Source organism: Kosakonia sp. S57, from assembly GCF_016516575.1.
Lineage (GTDB): Bacteria > Pseudomonadota > Gammaproteobacteria > Enterobacterales > Enterobacteriaceae > Kosakonia > Kosakonia cowanii.
In genome coordinates this window covers 24509-47625 of record NZ_JACVUL010000016.1, presented here as the reverse complement: position 1 = coordinate 47625, position 23117 = coordinate 24509, and the positions used below count along the sequence as shown (strand labels likewise).

The 23117-nt window shown below is 57.2% G+C and carries 20 protein-coding genes; 10 read left to right on the top strand and 10 right to left on the bottom strand.

The features are described 5' to 3' along the window. Positions 1–2 precede the first annotated feature (2 nt). From mscS to tkt, 6 genes are all read right to left on the bottom strand, one after another. Entirely contained in the window at positions 3–863 is an 861-nt protein-coding gene (mscS, locus tag IAE48_RS15970; protein WP_200134943.1) for a small-conductance mechanosensitive channel MscS, read from the bottom strand. A 188-nt stretch (positions 864–1051) separates the two neighbouring features. Further along, a complete protein-coding gene (gene fbaA, locus IAE48_RS15965; protein ID WP_200134942.1) occupies positions 1052–2131 on the bottom strand; it encodes a class II fructose-bisphosphate aldolase in 1080 nt (359 codons plus the stop codon). An 86-nt stretch (positions 2132–2217) separates the two neighbouring features. Beyond that, the gene (gene pgk, locus IAE48_RS15960; protein ID WP_042718328.1) at positions 2218–3381 is read right to left on the bottom strand and encodes a phosphoglycerate kinase; all 1164 of its coding nucleotides are present in this window, start codon (positions 3379–3381) and stop codon (positions 2218–2220) included. A 47-nt stretch (positions 3382–3428) separates the two neighbouring features. Next, entirely contained in the window at positions 3429–4448 is a 1020-nt protein-coding gene (gene epd / locus IAE48_RS15955; RefSeq protein WP_076769180.1) for an erythrose-4-phosphate dehydrogenase, read from the bottom strand. A 410-nt stretch (positions 4449–4858) separates the two neighbouring features. Next, positions 4859–5608, bottom strand: coding sequence for a phage antirepressor KilAC domain-containing protein (locus IAE48_RS15950; RefSeq protein ID WP_200134941.1), 750 nt, complete (start codon positions 5606–5608; stop codon positions 4859–4861). 231 nt (positions 5609–5839) lie between these two features. Continuing rightward, positions 5840–7831 (bottom strand): transketolase, encoded by a 1992-nt coding sequence (tkt, locus tag IAE48_RS15945; RefSeq protein WP_200134940.1) that lies wholly within the window; start codon positions 7829–7831, stop codon positions 5840–5842. A gap of 277 nt (positions 7832–8108) precedes the next feature. Here tkt and IAE48_RS15940 point away from each other — a divergent pair, with 277 nt between their 5' ends. Further along, positions 8109–8867: a M48 family metallopeptidase gene (locus tag IAE48_RS15940; protein WP_200134939.1), complete on the top strand. Its 759-nt coding sequence runs from the start codon at positions 8109–8111 to the stop codon at positions 8865–8867. Between the two features lie 119 nt (positions 8868–8986). Here IAE48_RS15940 and speA read toward each other — a convergent pair whose 3' ends face one another. Together speA and yqgB are read right to left on the bottom strand one after the other, a co-directional pair. Beyond that, positions 8987–10963 carry a biosynthetic arginine decarboxylase gene (speA, locus tag IAE48_RS15935; protein ID WP_139569346.1) on the bottom strand — a complete coding sequence of 659 codons (1977 nt, stop codon included), beginning with the start codon at positions 10961–10963 and terminating at the stop codon, positions 8987–8989. A gap of 8 nt (positions 10964–10971) precedes the next feature. After that, the gene (gene yqgB, locus IAE48_RS24340; RefSeq protein ID WP_148285619.1) at positions 10972–11151 is read right to left on the bottom strand and encodes an acid stress response protein YqgB; all 180 of its coding nucleotides are present in this window, start codon (positions 11149–11151) and stop codon (positions 10972–10974) included. A 642-nt stretch (positions 11152–11793) separates the two neighbouring features. On the opposite strand from yqgB, the gene metK reads away from it, so the two are divergent. The 8 genes from metK (at position 11794) to ruvX (ending at position 18981) form a co-directional block, all read left to right on the top strand. Further along, complete coding sequence (gene metK / locus IAE48_RS15920) at positions 11794–12948, top strand: methionine adenosyltransferase (protein ID WP_076769184.1); 1155 nt, start codon at positions 11794–11796, stop codon at positions 12946–12948. A gap of 404 nt (positions 12949–13352) precedes the next feature. Then, on the top strand, positions 13353–14747 hold the full coding sequence (locus IAE48_RS15915; RefSeq protein WP_076769185.1) for a sugar porter family MFS transporter: 1395 nt from the start codon (positions 13353–13355) through the stop codon (positions 14745–14747). 83 nt (positions 14748–14830) lie between these two features. After that, a complete protein-coding gene (locus IAE48_RS15910; RefSeq protein WP_094422030.1) occupies positions 14831–15337 on the top strand; it encodes a SprT family zinc-dependent metalloprotease in 507 nt (168 codons plus the stop codon). A gap of 87 nt (positions 15338–15424) precedes the next feature. Then, positions 15425–16123 carry a deoxyribonuclease I gene (gene endA / locus IAE48_RS15905; protein WP_042713585.1) on the top strand — a complete coding sequence of 233 codons (699 nt, stop codon included), beginning with the start codon at positions 15425–15427 and terminating at the stop codon, positions 16121–16123. Positions 16124–16190: 67 nt separating this feature from the next. After that, on the top strand, positions 16191–16922 hold the full coding sequence (rsmE, locus tag IAE48_RS15900; protein ID WP_042713583.1) for a 16S rRNA (uracil(1498)-N(3))-methyltransferase: 732 nt from the start codon (positions 16191–16193) through the stop codon (positions 16920–16922). 13 nt (positions 16923–16935) lie between these two features. Beyond that, a complete protein-coding gene (gene gshB / locus IAE48_RS15895; protein WP_042713582.1) occupies positions 16936–17883 on the top strand; it encodes a glutathione synthase in 948 nt (315 codons plus the stop codon). Between the two features lie 118 nt (positions 17884–18001). Further along, positions 18002–18565, top strand: coding sequence for a YqgE/AlgH family protein (locus tag IAE48_RS15890; protein WP_023480870.1), 564 nt, complete (start codon positions 18002–18004; stop codon positions 18563–18565). After that, the gene (gene ruvX, locus IAE48_RS15885) at positions 18565–18981 is read left to right on the top strand and encodes a Holliday junction resolvase RuvX (RefSeq protein ID WP_023480823.1); all 417 of its coding nucleotides are present in this window, start codon (positions 18565–18567) and stop codon (positions 18979–18981) included. Before IAE48_RS15890 ends, ruvX begins: the two co-directional genes overlap by 1 nt. A 132-nt stretch (positions 18982–19113) precedes the next feature. Here ruvX and IAE48_RS15880 read toward each other — a convergent pair whose 3' ends face one another. Beyond that, complete coding sequence (locus tag IAE48_RS15880; protein WP_042713579.1) at positions 19114–19806, bottom strand: hypothetical protein; 693 nt, start codon at positions 19804–19806, stop codon at positions 19114–19116. Positions 19807–19873: 67 nt separating this feature from the next. Here IAE48_RS15880 and IAE48_RS15875 point away from each other — a divergent pair, with 67 nt between their 5' ends. Beyond that, complete coding sequence (locus tag IAE48_RS15875; protein ID WP_200134938.1) at positions 19874–22132, top strand: FAD-dependent oxidoreductase; 2259 nt, start codon at positions 19874–19876, stop codon at positions 22130–22132. Here IAE48_RS15875 and IAE48_RS15870 read toward each other — a convergent pair. Then, complete coding sequence (locus IAE48_RS15870; RefSeq protein ID WP_200134937.1) at positions 22129–23109, bottom strand: type IV pilus twitching motility protein PilT; 981 nt, start codon at positions 23107–23109, stop codon at positions 22129–22131. The genes IAE48_RS15875 and IAE48_RS15870 overlap by 4 nt on opposite strands. Positions 23110–23117: the final 8 nt, after the last annotated feature.

The window sequence follows — 23117 nt, the reverse complement described above, 5'->3', positions numbered from 1 at the left end:
GCTTACTCGTCAGGTTGCTCTTTAACCCGTTTTAAATTCACATCCATTTGCGGGAACGGGAAGCTAATCCCTTCCTCATCGAAACGGCGCTTGATGGTCTCCAGTACATCCCAGTAGACGTTTTGCAGATCGCTACTTTTACTCCAGATACGCACCACAAAGTTGATCGATGACGCGCCCAGTTCGTTGAGGCGTACTGTCATCTCGCGATCTTTGATGATGCGCTCATCGGCCTGGATAATCTCGTTCAGAATACGTTTGACCTGGTCGATATCCGAATCATAGGCCACACCGATAATCAGCTCGTTACGGCGCTCCGGCTCGCGGGAGAAGTTAATGATGTTGCCCGCGATGATTTTACCGTTCGGGATGACGATAATACGGCCATCCGGCGTGCGCAGGGTGGTCGAGAAAATCTGCACCTGCAATACCGTGCCGGCAACGCCACCGAGATCAACATACTCGCCAGAGCGGAACGGACGGAAGGTCACCAGCAGCACGCCCGCCGCAAGGTTCGAGAGCGACCCTTGCAGTGCCAGACCAATAGCCAGGCCAGCGGCACCGAGCACCGCGATCACCGACGCCGTTTGTACGCCGACGCGCCCCAGCGCGGCAATCAGGGTAAACGCGATAATACCGTAGCGCACCAGCGCGGAGAGGAAGTCCGCAACGGTGGCGTCAATGTGTCTTGCACGCATCACCCGGTTAAGGGCGTTCGAAATAACGCGCGCCACAATCATACCAACGATGATGATGGCGATAGCCGCCACGATATTTACGGCATAGCTCAACAGCAGCGCCTGGTTATTTACCAGCCAGGAGCCCGCGTTGTTGATGCTATCGACAACGTGAAGATCTTCCATATTGTGCTTCCTTCTATTGTTCCAAAACGGAAAAAACGCCCCTTGCCAAAAGGACAGCCCCCTAAAGGGTAAACAAAAAGAGGCGCTTTCGCCAAATAGTTAAACTTTTCGCACCTATAGCAGCTTATTGAATTCGCAATAAAAAAGGCCCGCAAAGTGCGGGCCTTTTCGGAAAAGAGCGGCGTAAATTACAGAACGTCTACTGCGTTCAGCTCTTTAAATGCCTGCTCCAGACGCGTCACCATGCTGGTCTGCGCTGCACGCAGCCATACGCGCGGATCGTAGTATTTCTTGTTCGGCTGGTCTTCGCCTTTCGGGTTGCCCAGCTGGCTCTGCAGGTAGCCTTCGTTATCTTTGTAGTACTTCAGAATACCTTCCCAGGTTGCCCATTGGGTGTCGGTATCGATGTTCATTTTGATAACGCCGTAGCTTACGGAGTCTTTGATTTCCTGAGCAGAAGAGCCGGAACCGCCATGGAACACGAAGTTCAGGCTGTTGTGCGGCAGGTTATGTTTCTTGGAAACATACTCCTGAGAGTCGCGCAGGATAGTCGGGGTCAGTTTAACGTTACCCGGCTTGTAAACGCCGTGAACGTTACCGAAGGAAGCCGCGATGGTGAAACGCGGGCTGATGGCGTTCAGCTTGCTGTAAGCGTAGTCCACGTCTTCCGGCTGGGTGTAGAGAGCAGATGCGTCCATATGGCTGTTGTCGACGCCATCTTCTTCACCGCCGGTGCAGCCCAGTTCGATCTCGAGGGTCATGCCCATTTTGGACATGCGCTCCAGGTACTTAGAGCAGATCTCGATGTTCTCTTCCAGAGACTCTTCAGACAGGTCGATCATGTGAGAAGAGAACAGCGGTTTGCCGGTCGCAGCGAAGTGTTTTTCACCCGCGTCCAGCAGGCCGTCGATCCACGGCAGCAGTTTTTTCGCGCAGTGGTCAGTGTGCAGAATAACCGGCACACCGTAGTGTTCTGCCATCTGGTGAACGTGATGTGCGCCAGAGATAGCACCCAGAATAGCCGCGCCCTGAGGAACGTCAGTCTTCACGCCTTTGCCCGCGATGAACGCAGCGCCGCCGTTGGAGAACTGTACGATAACCGGTGCGCGAACTTTCGCAGCGGCTTCCAGAACGGCGTTGATGGAGTCAGTGCCCACGCAGTTAACTGCCGGCAGAGCGAAGTTGTTTTCTTTAGCTACCTGGAACACTTTCTGAACGTCATCACCGGTGATCACGCCAGGTTTTACGAAATCAAAAATTTTAGACATGTTACGTAGTCCTGTATCTTTGGCCTGGAAAAATGCGTGCCTTATAGCGCGCTGAAATTAAGGCGGGTTACCCCGCCCTGCTGATCTTACTGCTTAGCGCGCTCTTCGAGCATGGCTACTGCCGGCAGAACTTTGCCTTCCACGAATTCGAGGAATGCGCCGCCGCCAGTGGAGATGTAGGAGATCTTGTCAGCGATACCGAACAGATCGATAGCAGCCAGCGTGTCGCCGCCGCCTGCGATGGAGAACGCGTCGCTGTCAGCGATGGCGTTCGCCACGATTTCAGTACCCTTACGGAAGTTCGGGAACTCAAAGACGCCAACCGGACCATTCCACAGAATAGTTTTGGCGTTTTTCAGGATTTCAGCCAGTTTCTGCGCGGAAACGTCGCCCAAATCCAGAATTTGCTCATCATCTTTGATGTCATTAACAGATTTCAGCGTCGCGTTAGCGGTTTCGGAGAACTCAGTTGCCACGCGCACATCGGTCGGAACCGGGATATCACAGGTGCTCAGCAGACGTTTGGCTTCGTCAACCAGATCCGCTTCGTACAGGGATTTACCAACGTTATGGCCCTGGGCCGCAACGAAGGTGTTAGCAATACCACCGCCAACAATCAGCTGGTCAGCGATTTTGGATAAGGAATCCAGCACGGTCAGTTTGGTAGAAACTTTGGAACCGCCAACGATAGCCACCATCGGGCGAGCCGGCTCTTTCAGCGCTTTACCCAGCGCGTCCAGCTCTTCTGCCAGCAGCGGACCTGCGCACGCGACATCAGCAAATTTACCGACACCGTGAGTAGAAGCCTGCGCGCGGTGCGCAGTACCAAAGGCGTCCATCACAAAGATGTCGCACAGCGCGGCATATTTCTTCGCCAGCGTTTCGTCGTCTTTTTTCTCGCCTTTGTTGAAGCGTACGTTTTCCAGCACGACCAGCTCACCGGCAGCGATTTCTACGCCATCCAGGTAATCTTTTGCCAGGCGAACCGGGTTGGAGAGTTTGTCTTTCAGATAGTTAACTACCGGAAGCAGAGAGAATTCTTCGTTGTATTCACCTTCGGTCGGGCGACCCAGGTGAGACGTTACCATCACTTTCGCGCCCTGTTTCAGCGCCAGTTCGATGGTCGGCAGAGAAGCACGGATACGCGCATCGCTGGTCACTTTCCCTTCTTTAACCGGTACGTTCAAATCCGCACGGATTAGAACGCGTTTACCAGCCAGATCCAGATCGGTCATCTTAATTACAGACATGGTGAATCCTCTCGATGATTCTTAAGTTTTGTAGACACTCGCGTGCCTTACCTGAAACTCACTGCAGCTATTGCTAACGTTGTGTCGAGCATACGGTTAGCAAAGCCCCATTCGTTGTCGCACCACACAAGGGTTTTAATCAGGTGCGAACCACTGACCCGGGTTTGCGTGCCATCGACAATGGCGCTGTGCGGATCGTGGTTAAAATCAATTGAGACCAACGGTAATTCCGTATAGTCAACTATACCATGAAATGTTCCCTGCGCTGCTTTTTGCAGCAACTGGTTGACTTCACTCGCTTTTACCGGCTTTTGCACCGTTACGCTTAAATCAATGGCGGTGACGTTAATGGTCGGTACGCGCACCGCAATCGCTTCGAATTTGTCATTAAACTGCGGGAAAATGCGCGAGATGCCCGCCGCCAGTTTGGTATCGACCGGGATGATTGACTGGCTGGCTGCGCGTGTACGGCGCAGATCGGCATGATAGGCGTCAATCACCTGCTGATCGTGCATCGCCGAGTGGATTGTCGTTACCGTTCCCCACTCAATGCCGTAAGCCTCGTCGAGCAGTTTGATCACCGGAATAATACAGTTCGTGGTGCAGGAGGCGTTGGAGACAAGGTGATCTTCGGGACGCAGCGTCATATGGTTCACGCCAAAGACGATGGTTGCGTCGAGATCGCTGCTGCCAGGATGAGAGAAGAGCACTTTTTTCGCGCCTGCCGCCAGATGGGCTTCGCCATCTTCACGGCTGCCATAAACGCCGGTGCAATCAAGCACGATATCAACGCCCAGCTCGCGCCACGGCAGCGCAGAAATCTCGCTTTCGTGCAGGAGGCGAATGGCATCGTCGCCAATAAATAACTGCTCCCGCTCCTGGCGCACATCCCAGGCAAAACGCCCGTGGCTGGTGTCATACTTCAGCAGATGCGCGATCCCCGCGGCGTCCGCCAGTTCATTGATTGCCACCACGGTGATCTCGGCGCGACGCCCTGATTCGTAGAGTGCCCGAACCACGTTGCGCCCGATGCGACCGAAACCGTTAATCGCTATGCGTAGGCTCATAACTCTCCTGCAAGGCCAGCCCGCCTGAAGTGGATGACAGAGTAATCCAGTCGCCACCAGAGGGGAATCCTCGCCTGCCTGAACTGCGTCTGTTTGCTTATTTGTCGAACATTTAAACGACTGAAACGCTTCAGCTAGAATAAGCGAAAGCTGGAATAAAAGGAATGATTGTCCAGACGGATTCGCCAGTAATCTGACTTGCATCACATTTTTGCTGGAATAATTGACGGGAAAAGGCAGAGTCTAACTGAGGGCCAGAAAAGCAAACGAAGGAGAGAGAAAAGCGTCCTTGCTGGTTTATCAGACGGGAGAGTGTGTTGTGAAGCATTAAACAAGCCGGGCTGATGAGGGCTACGCTGAACCCGTTTCACTCCCCCATTTCTGCACTAATGCCAAGCGCTAAACGCGGATTAAAACCAGCTGCGCTCCGGCACCTGCGGTTCGGTACGATCCGCGCGCGGCATCTCAACCGGCTGCGAAGAGAGCTCTTTCGCCCACAGATCGGCTACCCATTTGACGCCCTTCGCGGTGAAGCGCGCCTGCGACCAGCTGTGGCTGTTTTCGCCCACGCCGCCATGCACGGTGAAGTAACCCGCATCGATATGGTACTGCGGCGGCATCAGCGCGCCGTTAACCCGCTGCATGATATTGCGCTCCAGCAAAAAGCGGCGGAACTGCGGCTCTTTCACGCGCAGCATTTTGCACAGCTGGCGGAAACCGAGCGACTCTTCAACCCGCACATACTGGTCGAAAAACTCCGCTTTAGGCGCAGTAATGGCAAGCTGCGCTTCCGCACGCTGGCGCTTTTCATACTGCTCCGCCCAGGCGCGTGCCGCCGCGGCAGGATTGGTAAAATCCGGCAGGCCGACGGTTTTTTCGCGCTCCTGCCAGCGGTCGAGCATTTCGGCGGTAAAAGCCGGAGAAAGGCGTGAAACCGTCAACAGTGAGTCGCGCTTATTGAGCAAAAACTCCTGCCGCATTTCGCCCTCGCGCTCGTAAGCATTGGCGCTTACCGGCTGGGAAAGACGTTGCGCAGTTTCCAGGCTTTTAACCATCCGTTTGACTTCGGCATGGGTTACGCCCGTCAGCTTCGCGATTTCGCGGCTGCTGATGGTCGACGTGGCAGCCTGCGAATTGAGATGTTCACCAGAGATCAGCATGTTCACTCCTTACTCAAACTCACATCAGTTAAGGTGAGGAAATAGTATACAACTTACTGGATAGATATCCAGTATATTTTTTACACATAGATCAAGGGGGCTTTGAGAGCGTTCAGTAAAACGAGGAGAGCGTGGTGAGGGCAGAACATAGACGTGCCGGAGGGCGATGACGCCTGCTCCGGCACGGAATAGTGCAAGCCCGGTAAGCGAAACGCTACCGGGTAATGGGGATTACAGCAGCTCTTTGGCTTTGGCGACCACGTTATCCACGGTGAAGCCAAACTCTTCAAACAGCAGCTCTGCCGGCGCAGACTCACCAAAGGTGGTCATGCCAACAACCGCGCCGTTCAGGCCGGTGTATTTGCACCAGAAGTCGGCGATACCGGCTTCCACCGCCACGCGCGCGCTGACCGCTTTCGGCAGCACCGCTTCACGGTAAGCAGCATCCTGCTTGTCGAAGGTGTCGGTAGACGGCATGGAGACCACGCGCGCTTTCACGCCTTCAGCTGTCAGACGTTCCCACGCAGCAACGGCCAGCTCCACTTCAGAACCGGTGGCGATGAAGATCAGCTGCGGCTGACCGTCACAATCTTTCAGCACGTAACCGCCGCGAGCGATATCCGCCAGCTGCTGCTCGGTACGCTCCTGCTGCGCCAGGTTCTGACGAGAGAGGATCAGCGCCGTCGGGCCGTCGTGACGCTCAACGGCATATTTCCACGCCACCGCAGACTCAACCTGGTCACACGGACGCCAGGTGCTGACGTTCGGGGTCAGGCGCAGAGAAGCAACCTGCTCAACCGGCTGGTGCGTCGGGCCATCTTCACCCAGACCGATGGAGTCGTGGGTGTAAACCAGCACCTGACGCTGCTTCATCAGCGCCGCCATACGTACCGCGTTACGCGCATACTCGACGAACATCAGGAAGGTGGAGGTGTACGGCACAAAACCGCCGTGCAGAGAGATACCGTTGGCAATCGCGGTCATACCGAACTCGCGCACGCCGTAGTGAATGTAGTTGCCTGCGGCATCTTCATTGATCGCTTTCGAGCCGGACCACAGGGTCAGGTTGGAAGGCGCGAGGTCAGCGGAACCGCCGAGAAACTCCGGCAGCAGCGGGCCAAACGCTTCGATAGCGTTTTGGGAAGCTTTACGGCTGGCGATTTTCGCCGGCTTCGCCTGCAGTTTGGCAATGAATTCGTTGGCTTTCGCTGCGAAATCTTCCGGCATTTCGCCTTTCATACGACGAGTGAACTCGGCAGCCAGCTCCGGGAACGCTTTCGCGTAAGCGGCGAACTTCTCATTCCACGCAGACTCTTTCGCCTGACCCACTTCTTTCGCATCCCACTGCGCATAAATCTCAGACGGGATCTCAAACGGAGCGTGTTTCCAGCCCAGCTGTTCGCGGGTCAGTGCCACTTCCGCGTCGCCCAGCGGCGCGCCGTGGGAGTCGTGGGTACCGGCTTTGTTCGGCGAGCCGAAACCGATGATGGTTTTGCACATCAGCAGCGACGGTTTGTCGGTGACGCTGCGTGCTTCTTCAACGGCGCGTTTGATGGCGTCGGCATCGTGGCCGTCCACGCCGCGAACAACGTGCCAGCCGTAGGCTTCAAAGCGTTTCGCGGTATCGTCGGTGAACCAGCCTTCAACGTGGCCATCGATAGAGATGCCGTTGTCGTCATAGAACGCAACGAGTTTACCCAGCTTCAGCGTACCGGCCAGCGAGCAGGCTTCGTGAGAGATGCCTTCCATCATGCAGCCGTCGCCCATAAAGGCGTAGGTGAAGTGGTCAACAATGTCATGACCCGGACGGTTGAACTGCGCGGCCAGCGTCTTCTCGGCAATCGCCATACCAACTGCGTTTGCAATCCCCTGACCCAGCGGGCCGGTGGTGGTTTCAACGCCTGCGGTGTAACCCACTTCCGGGTGACCCGGCGTTTTGGAGTGCAGCTGGCGGAAGTTCTGCAGTTCGGTAATCGGCAGATCGTAGCCGGTGAGGTGCAGCAGGCTGTAGATCAGCATCGAGCCGTGACCATTGGACAGCACAAAGCGGTCGCGGTCAGCCCATGCAGGATTCGTCGGGTTATGGTTCAGGAAATCACGCCATAACACTTCGGCGATGTCTGCCATGCCCATCGGGGCTCCCGGGTGACCGGATTTGGCTTTCTGTACCGCGTCCATGCTCAGCGCACGAATAGCATTGGCAAGCTCTTTACGTGAGGACATTTTGACTCCAGATCGGACTGTTAAGGGCTAATCCCGTAACGACTTGACGACAGCGCGTTTTGGGCTACGCCGGAAAAAAGTGCCAACAATGTAACCCAAGCGGGTAATCATGTACATGGAGCATCCTTTTGCGCTTCAGAAATCTCTGGAAGCCGCTCGCAAGTTGCGCAATCTCCTCGCCCGTCCAACACTCTCTTCTTTATACTGGCGCTCACCGCCCTCTCGTGTAGAAGAACGGCGGAGCAAAAAACGACTCAATCATTGCGGAAGATAATAAATGAAAATTCGCCCAGCCCTTCTTGCTCTGGGGATGACCACCCTGCTTGCCGGTTGTCAGAACATGGATTCAAACGGTTTTCTCAGCTCCGGCGCAGAAGCCTTTCAGGCTTATACCCTGAGTGATGCGCAGGTTATTGCCCTGAGTGACGACGCCTGTAAGCAGATGGACAGTAAAGCGACCATCGCACCTGCAAGCAGCGAATACAGCCAACGCGTGAACAAAATTGCCGCCGCCCTTGGCGACAACATCAACGGCCAGAAGGTGAACTACAAGGTGTATGTCACTAAAGACGTTAACGCCTTTGCCATGGCGAATGGCTGCATCCGCGTCTACAGCGGCCTGATGGATATGATGACCGACAATGAGGTCGAAGCGGTAGTTGGCCACGAAATGGGCCACGTTGCGCTCGGCCATGTGAAGAAAGGGATGCAGGTGGCGCTCGGCACTAATGCGGTGCGCGCAGCGGCAGCCTCGGCGGGCGGCGTGGTTGGTAGCTTGTCCCAGTCGCAGCTTGGTGCGCTCGGGGAAAAACTGGTCAACTCACAGTTCTCCCAGCGTCAGGAGTCGGAAGCGGATGACTACTCTTACGACCTGCTGCGTAAGCGCGGCATTAACCCGGTCGGTTTAGCCACCAGCTTCGAAAAACTGGCGAAGATGGACCAGGGCCGTCAAAGCTCAATGTTTGACGATCACCCGGCTTCAGAAGCCCGTGCCCAGCACATTCGCGACCGTATGGCCGCAGACGGCATCAAGTAATGAATAAAGGAGGCGCTTGCCTCCTTTTTATTACGCCCCGGCAGCGCCGATAAAAAAATCCCCTCCGGGCCTGGCCGGGAGGGGATTGATTTCATTGCGGCTCACACCGTGCGATGAGGTTACTCATCTTCCAGATAGGTATAGCCGTAGAGACCCGCTTCGAACTCTTCGAGGAACTGCTGCTGCAGCGCATCGTCCAGCCCTGTCTCTTTAACCTGATCGCGGAACTGCGTTAACAGCTTGCCCGGATCGAGCTGCACGTACTCCAGCATATCGGCCACGGTATCGCCTTCATCAGAAAGCTCCACTTCTACGCTGCCATCCGGGAAGACAAACACGTCAACCGCTTCGGTATCGCCGAACAGGTTGTGCATGTTGCCGAGGATCTCCTGATAGGCACCGACCATAAAGAAGCCCAGCATCGGCGGGTTCTCCGGATCGTACTCGGGCATTGGCATCGTGGTGGCAATGCCGTCGCCATCGACATAGTGATCGATAGCACCATCGGAGTCACAGGTAATATCCAGCAGCACCGCACGGCGCTCCGGCGCATGGTTCAACCCTTCCAGCGGCAGCACCGGGAAGAGCTGATCGATACCCCACGCATCCGGCATCGACTGGAACAGGGAGAAGTTGACGTACATCTTGTCCGCCATACGCTCCTGCAGTTCGTCGATAATCGGACGGTGCGCACGGTTGCTCGGATCGAGCTGCTTCTGCACTTCATGGCACATGTTCAGGTAGAGCTGCTCTGCCCACGCGCGCTCTTGCAGGCTAAAGGTGCCGGAAGAGTAACCAACGTGAATGTCGTGCAGATCCATCTGGCTATCATGCAGCCACTCGCGCAGCGAACGGCGCGTCCCCGGCTCGTGCATCTCCTGCCAGGTTTCCCACATGCTTTGCAGCGCGCGCGGCGCATCTTCCGCCGGCGGAATAGCCGGGGTGTATTCGTTGCGCTCAACGCCAATGATATTGGAGACCAGCACCGTATGGTGCGCGGTGACCGCGCGGCCCGATTCGGTGATCACCGTCGGGTGCGGCAAACCGTGCTCTTCGCAGGCATCGCCAATCGCCCAAATAATGTTGTTCGCGTACTCGTTCAGGCCGTAGTTAACGGAGCAGTCGGATTGCGAACGGGTGCCTTCATAATCGACACCCAGGCCGCCGCCGACGTCGAAGCACTGAATATTCACGCCCAGCTTGTGCAGCTCAACGTAGAAACGGGCAGACTCGCGTACGCCGGTGGCGATATCGCGAATATTGGCCATCTGCGAACCGAGGTGGAAGTGCAGCAGTTGAATGCTGTCCAGACGACCGCGCTCACGCAGCATCTCAACCAGTTGCAGCACCTGCGTCGCCGCCAGACCAAACTTCGACTTCTCACCACCGGAGGATTGCCACTTGCCGGAGCCTTGCGATGCCAGACGCGCCCGCACGCCAAGGCGCGGGATCACATTCAGACGTTCAGCTTCTTCCAGTACGATGGCGATTTCGCTCATCTTCTCGATCACCAGATAGACCTTGTGGCCCATCTTCTCGCCAATCAGCGCCAGGCGGATGTATTCACGGTCTTTATAGCCGTTACAGACGATCACCGAACGGGTCATGCCCGCATGGGCGAGTACCGCCATCAGTTCCGCTTTTGAACCCGCTTCCAGCCCCAGCGGTTCGCCGGAGTGGATTAGGGATTCAATGACGCGACGGTGCTGGTTAACCTTGATCGGGTAAACCAGGAAGTAGTCGCCGTTATAGCCATAGGATTCACGCGCGCGTTTAAAGGCGGCATTAATCGAGCGCAGACGGTGTTGCAGGATCTGCGGGAAGCAGAAGAGCGCCGGTAAACGCTGGCCCTGCGCTTCACGCGCTTTCACCAGCTGTGCCAGATCGACACGCGCCTCGGGGACATCCGGATCGGGGCACACGCTGATGTGGCCCAGCTCATTGACGTCGTAGTAGTTATTGCCCCACCAGGCAATATTGTAAGTCCGTAGCATCTTGCTGGCTTCCTGGGAGCTCATCGCTACCTCCTGCATGGAACGTAGTGCACCGTGTTCGCCTGCTGACGAAGGCGAAACTGAAGAGATGTCGTCAGACATTGCGAACCTCACTTAATTAAAGTGTATACCCTGTGAACGTCACCCTGCTCATTGGCGAGGCGAAGCGACACGGGGATGAAATAGTTGACTACTATCGCAGTGACACATAGCGATAACAACCCATAAACAGCCATGATTTTCGGCATAACATGCCAAAGCACCGACTGCGCGACCGGTTTCTGGTTCATATGATAGTAAAACATCTGTCCGGACCCGAGTATGACAGGCCGGCGAAACCACGAGAAAACTCCTGATGCTCAGGAGAGCCCTTGTTCAGTTATCACAATGCCTTACCGGCCCTGGAGTCCTGAGAAGCGCCGAAATGGGGATAACATCGGCTGGTTTGCAGATCAGAGATGCGAATGACGGGAAATGCGTGCACGTCAGAACGACGCGGCAGAATATTCGGAAAACGACGGTTCATTATTTCGTATCACCTCCACGCAAGCCATGACGACCCGCGACAAGCCAAAGCCATTAAATACACTGCTTAACCCGGCTGGAAGTGGCGACACAGCACTGATGCCGTGCGCTTTTTTGATGAGCCGCGCGCGGCGTTTTATACCGATAACCGGGTGAAAAAGCAAAATAAAAAAGGCCTTCTTGCCCCATTGCCAGGAAAATTTTCCGTGACAGAGTGTGTCAGGAGGCGACGCAGATCAAAAAACGCTGGCAATGAGATGAATAAGTAACCTAAAATAGCCGTCCAGATGTTAATCCGTCCAGACCGATTAACACACAGACTTCTTGTGTCATCTTTGCGTAGCCACCGTGAAGAGAGCCGAACACAGAATTCGATTTAACCGAATTACACCAGGTGAAAATTTATTATGGCAAAACACCTTTTTACGTCCGAGTCCGTCTCTGAAGGGCATCCTGACAAAATCGCTGACCAAATTTCCGACGCTGTGCTGGATGCAATCCTCGAGCAGGACCCTAAAGCGCGCGTCGCTTGTGAAACGTACGTGAAAACCGGCATGGTGCTGGTCGGTGGCGAAATCACCACCAGCGCATGGGTGGATATCGAAGAGATCACCCGTAATACCGTGCGTGAAATCGGCTATGTTCACTCTGACATGGGCTTTGACGCCAACTCCTGCGCCGTACTGAGCGCAATCGGTAAGCAGTCCCCGGATATCAACCAGGGCGTTGACCGTGCCGATCCGCTGGAGCAGGGCGCGGGCGACCAGGGCCTGATGTTTGGCTATGCGACCAACGAAACCGACGTGCTGATGCCAGCGCCAATCACCTACGCTCACCGTCTGGTTGAACGCCAGGCTGAAGTGCGTAAAAACGGCACCCTGCCGTGGCTGCGTCCGGATGCGAAAAGCCAGGTCACTTTCCAGTACGACGACGGCAAAATCGTTGGCATTGATGCTGTAGTGCTCTCCACCCAGCATTCAGAAGATATCGATCAGAAATCGCTGCAGGAAGCGGTGATGGAAGAGATCATCAAGCCGATCCTGCCGACCGAGTGGCTGAACGCCTCGACTAAATTCTTTATCAACCCGACCGGCCGCTTTGTGATCGGCGGCCCGATGGGCGACTGTGGTCTGACCGGCCGTAAAATCATCGTTGACACCTACGGCGGCATGGCCCGTCACGGCGGCGGCGCATTCTCCGGTAAAGATCCGTCGAAAGTTGACCGTTCCGCAGCGTACGCGGCGCGTTATGTGGCGAAAAACATCGTGGCTGCTGGCCTTGCCGACCGCTGTGAAATCCAGGTCTCCTACGCCATTGGCGTGGCAGAGCCGACCTCAATCATGGTTGAAACCTTCGGCACCGAGAAAGTCTCCACCGAGCAGTTAACGCTGCTGGTGCGTGAGTTTTTCGACCTGCGTCCATACGGCCTGATTCAGATGCTGGATCTGCTGCACCCGATCTATAAAGAGACCGCTGCATACGGTCACTTCGGTCGCGAATCTTTCCCGTGGGAAAAAACTGACAAAGCCGCGCTGCTGCGCGACGCTGCCGGCCTGAAATAATCCACTGACCGCACCGCTATCAAGGCCAGCCTCGCGCTGGCCTTTTTCATTTTTATGCGCGTTATAACCATCCACTGCCATTTGTGCAGCTATACTCACTCTGCCCGTAACTATTTCATTTGAAAGCGATTACACTAGGCAATTAACGAAACTCCTCCCTTCCCTCACTGGCTGAAACGGTCGCGCGTCATAATTGTTACATCACGCTTCGGTTTAGTCTGAAATAACGCCCTGCAATTAACCATTCATTGTCAAGAATCCTATAATCCTCAACACTTTTATTTACATTCGTGGCCTGCCCGAAATGTAACCGATTACACTCATGTGATGCATATCACGACTTTTCGCTTATGAGTGACCTAACGTTTATCTCGATAAAATTCATAACATGAATGGAGGGCATAATGCCTGACAATAAGAAACAGAAGCATTCCAACAAGGCCATGACCTTTTTTGTCTGCTTCCTCGCAGCACTGGCAGGATTACTTTTTGGCCTGGATATTGGCGTGATTGCGGGCGCACTGCCCTTCATCACGGAAGATTTTCAAATCAGCTCGCACACTCAGGAGTGGGTGGTGAGCTCAATGATGTTTGGTGCCGCCGTCGGCGCAGTCGGCAGCGGCTGGCTCTCCTGGCGTCTCGGGCGTAAAAAGAGCCTGATGATCGGCGCGGTGCTGTTTGTTATCGGCTCCCTCTGCTCTGCCGCCGCACCGAACGTTGAGTTCCTGATCGTTTCACGCGTGCTGCTCGGCCTGGCGGTTGGTATCGCCTCTTATACCGCCCCGCTCTACCTCTCTGAGATCGCCCCGGAAAAAATCCGCGGCAGTATGATTTCGATGTATCAGTTGATGATCACCATCGGGATTCTCGGCGCGTACCTCTCCGATACCGCCTTCAGCTACAGCGGCGCATGGCGCTGGATGCTGGGCGTGATCATCATTCCAGCGGTGCTGCTGCTGATTGGCGTCTTCTTCCTGCCGGACAGCCCGCGCTGGTTCGCCGCCAAACGCCGCTTCAACGATGCTGAGCGGGTGCTGCTGCGCCTGCGCGACACCAGCGCCGAAGCGAAAAACGAGCTGGATGAGATCCGCGAAAGCCTGAAAGTGAAGCAGACCGGCTGGGCGCTGTTCAAAGAGAACAGCAACTTCCGCCGCGCGGTCTTCCTCGGCGTGCTGCTGCAGATCATGCAACAGTTCACCGGCATGAACGTCATCATGTACTACGCGCCGAAAATCTTTGAACTGGCGGGTTACACCAACACCACCGAACAGATGTGGGGAACGGTGATCGTCGGTCTGACCAACGTGCTGGCGACCTTTATCGCTATCGGCCTGGTGGATCGCTGGGGCCGTAAACCGACGCTGGTGCTGGGCTTTATGGTGATGGCCGCCGGTATGGGTATTCTCGGCACGATGCTGCATATGGGCATCCACTCGCCGTCAGCGCAGTACTTCGCTGTCGCCATGCTGCTGATGTTTATCATCGGCTTCGCCATGAGCGCCGGTCCGCTGATTTGGGTTCTCTGCTCCGAAATCCAGCCGCTGAAAGGCCGCGATTTTGGTATCACCCTCTCTACAGCCACTAACTGGATCGCCAACATGATTGTCGGCGCGACCTTCCTGACGATGCTGAACACGCTGGGCAATGCCAACACCTTCTGGGTATACGGCGGTCTGAACGTGCTGTTCATCCTCCTCACCCTGTGGCTGGTGCCGGAAACCAAACACGTTTCGCTGGAGCACATTGAGCGCAACCTGATGCGTGGCCGTCCGCTGCGTGAAATTGGTTCCCGTGACTGATTAACACCCTTCAGGCTTCCTCTGCGGAGGAAGCCTTTTTTGCTTATTGCACTCCCGTCCCGCCCATCCTATTCTCTGCAGTTATGAAAACACCCCGCCTCCCTATCGCCCTCCAGCAAGCTGTTATGCGTAGCCTGCGGGATAAACTCGCCCTCGCTAACCAGAAGCTTGAGCGTGACTACCCTGAACCGAAGCTGGTCTACCAACAGCGCGGCACCGCCGCCGGTACGGCGTGGCTTGCCGATTACGAAATTCGCCTTAACCCGGTGCTGCTACTGGAAAATCAGCAAGCCTTTATTGATGAAGTGGTTCCCCATGAGCTGGCGCACCTGCTGGTGTGGAAAGAGTTCGGGCGCGTTGCGCCACACGGCAAAGAGTGGAAGTGGATGATGGAGAGTGTGCTCGGCGTACCTGCACGGCGAACGCATCAGTTTGAGCTGGAATCGGTGCGGCGCAACACCTTCCCCTACCGCTGTAAATGCCAGCAGCATCAGTTGACCCTGCGTCGCCATAATCGGGTGGTGCGCGGTGAGGCGATCTACCGCTGCGTGCGCTGCGGCGAGCCGTTAATGGCTGAAACGGCTAACTGAATCCATTAAGAAGTTTTATGCGCTAACTGATTGCATCAGGAAGCCCCTTCCGCTACGTTGCGAGCTCGTTTTGACAGGGAGTTCGCTATGTTCCGTTTTATACCTTTTCTCTTCACGTTGCTGGCAGTGCCTGCCCTGGCCGCCAACGGTATCAACAACTTTTCCCAGGCCAAAGCGGCCGGAGTGAAAGTGAATGCTGACGCGCCGGGCGATTTTTACTGCGGCTGTAAAATCATCTGGCAGGGCAAAAAAGGGGTCGTCGATCTCGCCTCCTGCGGCTATAAAGTGCGTAAAAATGAGAACCGCGCCAGCCGCATCGAGTGGGAGCATGTGATGCCCGCCTGGCAGTTCGGCCACCTGCGTCAGTGCTGGCAAGATGGCGGGCGCAAACAGTGCGCCAAAGATCCGGGCTACCGTAAGATTGAGAGCGATATGCATAACCTGCAACCCGCCGTGGGCGAGGTGAATGGCGATCGCGGTAACTTTATGTACAGCCAGTGGAACGGCGGTGAAGGGCAGTATGGCCAGTGCGAAATGAAGGTCGATTTCAAAGCGAAGCTGGCTGAACCACCGGCGCGCGCACGCGGTTCGATTGCCCGCACCTACTTCTATATGCGCGATCAATACCAGCTACCGCTCTCACGCCAGCAAACCCAGCTTTTCACCGCCTGGGATAAGCTCTATCCGGTCACTGCGTGGGAGTGCACGCGCGATGAGCGTATCGCGGCCATTCAGGGCAACCATAACCCGTATGTGCAGCGCGCTTGCATGGCGCGAAAGAGCTAACCTACACTAGCGCCATTGTTAACATCCGCCCTGCCGTGCCGGGCGGTAATCTGAACGGATCTAAAACATGCGCATTCCCCGCATCCATCACCCAGAATGTATTCAGCCGGGCAGTGAAATTGCCCTCAGCGAGGATGCTGCCAACCACGTCGGCCGCGTGCTGCGTATGGGCCCGGGCCAGGCGGTGCAGCTTTTCGATGGCTCTAACCAGGTTTTCGACGCAGAAATCACCCACGCCGATAAAAAAAGCGTGCGCGTCAGCGTGCTGCGCGGCGAAGTGGACGATCGTGAATCGCCGCTGCATATTCACCTGGGCCAGGTGATGTCGCGCGGTGAAAAGATGGAATTCACTATCCAGAAATCGATCGAGCTGGGTGTAAGCCTCATTACGCCACTTTTTTCTGAGCGCTGCGGCGTTAAACTGGACGCCGAACGCCTGAACAAGAAGCTGCAGCAGTGGCAAAAGATCGCCATTGCCGCCTGTGAACAGTGCGGGCGCAACCGTGTTCCGGAGATTCGCCCGGCCATGGATCTCGAAGCCTGGTGCGCCGAAGAGGAGAGCGGTCTGAAGCTCAACCTCCATCCGCGCGCCAGCCAGAGCATTAACACCTTGCCTCTGCCCGTCGAGCGCGTGCGCCTGCTGATTGGCCCGGAAGGCGGGTTATCCGCCGATGAGATCGCCATGACCGCGCGCTACCAGTTTACGGATATTTTGTTAGGTCCCCGTGTGCTACGCACCGAGACAACGGCGCTTACCGCCATCACCGCGCTTCAGGTTCGCTTCGGCGACCTGGGTTGAAAGGAGAAGCAGAATGATTAAGCTCGGCATCGTGATGGATCCCATCGCGGACATTAACATCAAGAAAGACTCCAGCTTTGCCATGCTGCTGGAAGCACAGCGCCGCGGCTACGAGCTGCACTACATGGAGATGGCCGATCTCTATCTGATTAACGGTGAAGCCCGCGCCCGCACGCGTACCCTCTCCGTCGAGCAGAACTACGACAAATGGTATGAGTTTGGCAGCGAGCAGGATATCGCGCTGGCCGATCTCGACACCGTTTTGATGCGTAAAGATCCGCCGTTCGACACCGAGTATATCTACGCGACCTATATCCTTGAGCGCGCGGAAGAGAAAGGCACGCTGATCGTTAACAAACCGCAGAGCCTGCGCGACTGTAATGAAAAGCTCTTCACCGCCTGGTTCCCGGACCTGACGCCGGAAACGCTGGTAACGCGCGATAAAGCACGGCTGAAAGCCTTCTGGCAAAAGCACACCGACATTATTCTCAAGCCGCTGGACGGCATGGGCGGCACCTCGATTTTCCGCGTCAAAGAGGGCGACCCGAACCTCTCGGTTATTACCGAAACCCTGACCGAACTGGGCACGCGCTACTGCATGGCGCAGAACTATCTGCCTGCTATTAAAGAGGGCGACAAACGTGTGCTGGTAGTCGATGGCGAACCGGTGCCTTACTGCCTGGCGCGCGTGCCGCAGGGCGGTGAAACCCGTGGCAACCTGGCGGCCGGTGGTCGCGGCGAACCGCGTCCGCTGACCGAGAGCGACTGGGCGATTGCGCGTAAAGTCGCGCCGGTGCTGAAAGCCAAAGGGCTTATCTTCGTCGGTCTCGATATCATCGGCGATCGCCTGACTGAAATTAACGTCACCAGCCCGACATGCATCCGTGAAATCGAAGCCGAATTCCCGGTCTCCATCACCGGTATGCTGATGGACGCTATCGAAAAACGTCTGGCTAAATAAGTGCCACACAGGGTGCGAGCGAGAGCCCGCGCCCTTCCCGCTTTATCTCGTGACAGCACCCTGCTTTCCCCCCATACTACGTTGTCGCTTTTTTGAACCAGGAACAGAACCTCTGACAATGAATTTACAGCATCACTTTCTTATTGCCATGCCTGCTCTCCAGGATCCCCTCTTCCGGCGCTCCGTTGTCTATATCTGCGAGCACAGCGAGGAAGGGGCGATGGGGCTTATCATCAATAAGCCGCTGGAAAACCTGACGGTAGAGGGCGTGCTTGAAAAACTGAAAATCGAGGCCGTTGAACGCGACCCGGCGATCCGTCTTGATAAACCGGTGCTGCTCGGCGGCCCGCTGGCGGAAGATCGCGGCTTTATCCTGCACACCCCACCCGGCGGTTTTGCCTCCAGCATTCGCGTCTCGGACAACACCGTGGTCACCACCTCACGTGACGTGCTGGAGACGCTCGGCACCGGCGAACAACCCGCTGAGGTGATGGTCGCGCTGGGCTACTCGTCGTGGGATAAGGGGCAGCTTGAGGAGGAGATCCTTGATAACGCGTGGCTTACCGCGCCGGCGGATCTCAATATCCTGTTCAAAACGCCCATAGCCGATCGCTGGCGCGAAGCGGCAAAGCTTATCGGCATCGATATTTCGACCATGCCGGGCGTCGCGGGGCATGCCTGATGAGCGGCACACTGCTGGCGTTTGATTTCGGCACCAAAAGTATTGGCGTTGCCATCGGGCAGCGCATTACCGGGACGGCGCGCGCGCTGACGGCGCTGAAAGCGCAGGACGGCACCCCGGAGTGGAAGCGGATCGAAAACCTGCTCAAAGAGTGGCAGCCCGAGGCGGTGGTGGTTGGTTTGCCGCTTAATATGGATGGCACCGAGCAGTTGCTCACCGCCCGCGCCCGCAACTTCGCCAATAAAATCCACGGCCGTTTTGGCGCAAAAGTGATCCTGCATGATGAACGGTTAAGCACCGTTGAAGCGCGATCCGGGCTGTTTGAACGCGGCGGATTTCGCGCCCTTGATAAAGGCAGCGTCGACTCAGCGTCGGCGGTGATTATTCTCGAAAGCTACTTCGAACTGCACCCGTAAGCCTGCCCGTTTTCCCCTCTCTTTTCTGTTAGCCGCGATCGCGTCGCGGCTTTCTGCCGATCCTTCTCACACTTTCCAGCCCCGCTTTTTGCATTCTCGCCAATGTTTCTATAAAAGAAACATTGAAGGCTATCAGGATTTCTCAGTTAAGCGCTGAGCCAGTTCGTGCAGGGCGTCTAAGCGCGTCTCAACCACCGCATCGTCAACCTGCCACAGACCGGCAAACGCGAGCGCGGCTGAGTGGGCGCCAAGGGGTTTCGCCATCGACACTTCGCCGTCGTCGTGATGCCACACCACGTGCCCCTGCGCGCGCTGCTGGGCGACATGCGGGCCAAGCTGCTGCCACTGCTCCGGCGTAAAGCGCTGTTGCAGCGCCTCATCGCTCTCCGCTGCCAGCAGCGACATGCCGATGACCGACTGCCAGGCAGGCAGCATATGGAAACCGGCCAGCGCCTGGCTCACCTGGCTACCGGGTTCAGAGTGGTAGATATAGATCACCTGATCCTCCCACAGCACGCCCATCGCCACGACGATATCTTTCGGGGCGTAGCGTTCAAGCAGCGGCAGCGCGTGGGAGAAGAGCGCCGAGCCGCGAATGGCCTGCGCCGCCAGTGCATGAATGCCGGGGCCGGGAAGGTAGCGACGCTGCGCATCCTGCATAGTCAGGCCGATAGAGGCCATGGTCATCAATAACCGGTTTACGCGGGTGGTGTTAATGCCCATCAGACGCGACAGCTCACGACAGCCAATGGCGCGATCGCTGGAGACGAGGTACTGCAGGCAGCGAATGCCATCAATCAGACTTTGGTTCGGTTGAGAAGACATTGCAGGGTTCGCTTTTCAGTTGGCTGGAAAAAACGATTCTACCGTCAGTCAAAAAGGAAACAAGATAATGAAAATCTTTCCTCACACCGATGCCAGAGCTTTTCCGACCCGGCAGCTGCACGCCGATCTGGTCGTCGCGGGCGGCGGGCTGGCAGGGCTTTGCGCCGCGCTGGCGGCAGCGCGCGACGGTTTAGAGGTCGTGCTAATCCAGGACAGGCCGGTGCTCGGCGGCAACGCCTCCAGCGAAGTACGCCTGTGGGCGAACGGCGCGACATCGCATATGGGCAACAACAACCGCTGGGCGCGCGAAGGCGGCATTATGGGCGAGATCATGGAGGAGAACCTCTGGCGCAACAAAGAGGGCAACCCGGTGATGTTTGACCTGGTGCTGCTCGACCTTGCCAGAAGCCAGCCGGGGCTGACACTGCTGCTTAATACCGCCGTCTTTGAGGTGGAAAAAGAGGCGCAGACCATCACTCAGGTAAAAGCCTTTAACCCGATCAACGAGACGTTTTATACCGTCAGCGGCGCACAGTTTTGTGATGCCACCGGCGACGGCGTGCTCGGCTATCTGGCGGGTGCCGAATATCGTGAGGGCGCAGAAGAAGCGGAGGAACTCGGGGAGAAAATGGCCCCCGGCGACAACTTCGGCCATAAGCTCGGCCACTCCATCTACTTCTACACCAAGCAGACTGATGGGCCGGTTAACTTTGTTCCCCCCTCCTTTGCGCTGAAAGATATTACCGCCATCCCCCGCTATAAACGCCTCACCTCTACCCTTAACGGCTGCGATCTCTGGTGGCTTGAGTGGGGCGGGCGTCTTGATACCGTGCATGAGAGCGAAGAGATCAAATGGGAGCTGTGGAAGATCGTCTGGGGCGTGTGGGATCACATCAAAAACTCCGGCAACTTCCCGGAAGCGGACAAGATGACCATCGAGTGGGTCGGCGCGATCCCCGGCAAGCGCGAAAGCCGCCGCTTCGTTGGCGACCATCTGCTGAGCCAGCAGGATATCATTGAGCAGCGCGACCACTACGATGCCGTGGGCTACGGCGGCTGGTCGATCGATCTGCACCCGGCGGACGGCGTCTACAGCACCCATGACGGCTGCCGTCAGTTTCACAGCAAAGGCACCTACACCATCCCGTTTCGCAGCCTCTACAGCCGCTCGCTGGATAACCTGCTGCTGACCGGGCGGATTATCTCCGCGTCCCACGTCGCCTTCGGTAGCGCCCGCGTAATGTGTACCTGCGGCCTGCTCGGCGAGGTGGTGGGGCGCGCCGCCGCGCTTTGCCATGCGCGCGGTCTCACGCCGCAGGCCCTGGCCCAGCGCGAGCATATCGGCGCGCTGCAACAGCAGCTGCAGCTTAACGGCTGTTATATTCCGCGCCAGTGGCTCAACGACCCGGCGGCAGGTGCCAGCGTCAGCGCCAGCAGCGAGTACTGCCTGACGGCGCTTGCGCCCAACGGCAACTGGCATCCGCTGGCAGAGAGGATGGCCCTGCTGCTGCCCGTTCCGGCGGGCCATACCGTGCCCTCCATCACCCTGCGGCTGCGGGCAAAGCGGCCAACGGAGCTGACGGTCTCCCTGCTCGGCAGCGTGCGGGCTGGCAACTTCACCCCGGATTGCCACTTTGAAGAGCAGACGCTGAGCGTGGCTGACGAAGGCGAACAGACCGTCACCTTCCAGTGGCAGAGCGAACGCAACCAGTACGTCTTTCTCGCTTTCGCTGCCAATGAAGAGGTTGAGATCGCGCTGACCGATGCGCGCCTGCCGGGTATCATGACGGTGTTTAACAGCCTTAATGCGCGCGTTGCCAAACATACCCGCCAGGTCGCCGATGGCGATTACGGCGTCGATGAATTCGACTTCTGGCTGCCTCGCCGCCACCCTTCGCAGATCCTGCCCGCCCTGCGCTGCGATCCGCCGATTGCCGCCTGGAGCATGCAGAATGTGCTCAATGGCCGCCTGCGCCCTGAACAGCAGATCAACGCATGGTCCCCGGCGCTGGATGACGCCGCGCCGGAGATTGTCTGGCGTTGGGAGAGCCCGCAGACGATTAGCCAGTTGACGCTGGTGCAGGACAACGATTTCGATAACGCCATGGAGTCCGTACAGATGGGACACCCGCTCGCCGTCACGCCGCACTGCATTACGCACTATCGCCTGTGGGCCGACGAGTGGCTGCTGGCAGAGGTGCATGATAATCACCACTCCGTCTGTCAGCACCGTTTCACCCGCCCCATTACGGCGAGCAGCATCAGGCTGGAGGTCGTCGCTACCGCAGGCGCGCTGCCCGCCGTTTACGCGCTGCATCTTCACTAAAGACGCCCTTCGCGCACCCGCTGCTGGTGGCTCTGCGCGAAGGTCTGCATCCCCTGCTGCTGCCCGGTTTGCATCACGCCGGGCAGTTGATGCGTTTTGCCTTCGCGGATAAGGTTCGCCACCGCCGGGGTATTAATCAGCAGCTCAAACAGCGCCACGCGCCCGCCCTGCTTATCCACCTCCAGCCTCTGTGCCAGCACCGCCTGTAAACTGCCCGCCAGCTGGCTGCGCACCGGCTCCTTTTCCTGCGCCGGGAAACTGTCCACCAGCCGCTCGACGGCCTGCGCCGCGCCGCGCGTGTGCAGGGTCGCCAGCACCAGATGCCCGGTTTCGGCGGCGGTGAGCGCCAGGCGGATCGTCTCGCTGTCGCGCAGTTCGCCAAGCAGGATCACATCCGGATCCTGGCGCAGCGCCGCGCGCAGCCCATCGGCAAACGAGGCGCAGTGTTGCCCAATCTCGCGCTGCTGAATCAGGCTGTTGCCGCTCTGGTGCACGAACTCGATGGGATCTTCCAGTGTAATAATATGCGCCCCGGCCTGCTGATCGAGGTGCTGCACCATCGCCGCAAGGGTTGTCGATTTACCACTCCCGGTCGCGCCGGTGACGAGGATCAGGCCGTTCTCCCGCGCCAGCAGTTCGGCCAGCGCCGCCGGAGCAGAGATATCGCTAAGCTGCGGGCAGCGCTGTGGCAACAGGCGCAGCGCTAATGAGATGCCGCCGTGGCGGGCAAACGCGCCTGCGCGCAGCCGCCTGCCGCTCGCGGTGGTCAGGGCGAAATCTACCTGCCTCGACTCGCGCCACTGCTGCTGTTGCAGGGAGGTAAGCTGCCCGCTAAGCAGTGCGCTGATGTCGGGCTGCTCAAAAGGCGCAACGGTAAGCTTCCCGTGCTGTCGCCAGCGCGGTGGAGAACCACTGCACAGGTGTAGATCCGAGACATTATGCTTTACACTAAGCGCCACTATTTCTTCTATATCCATTACGCCAT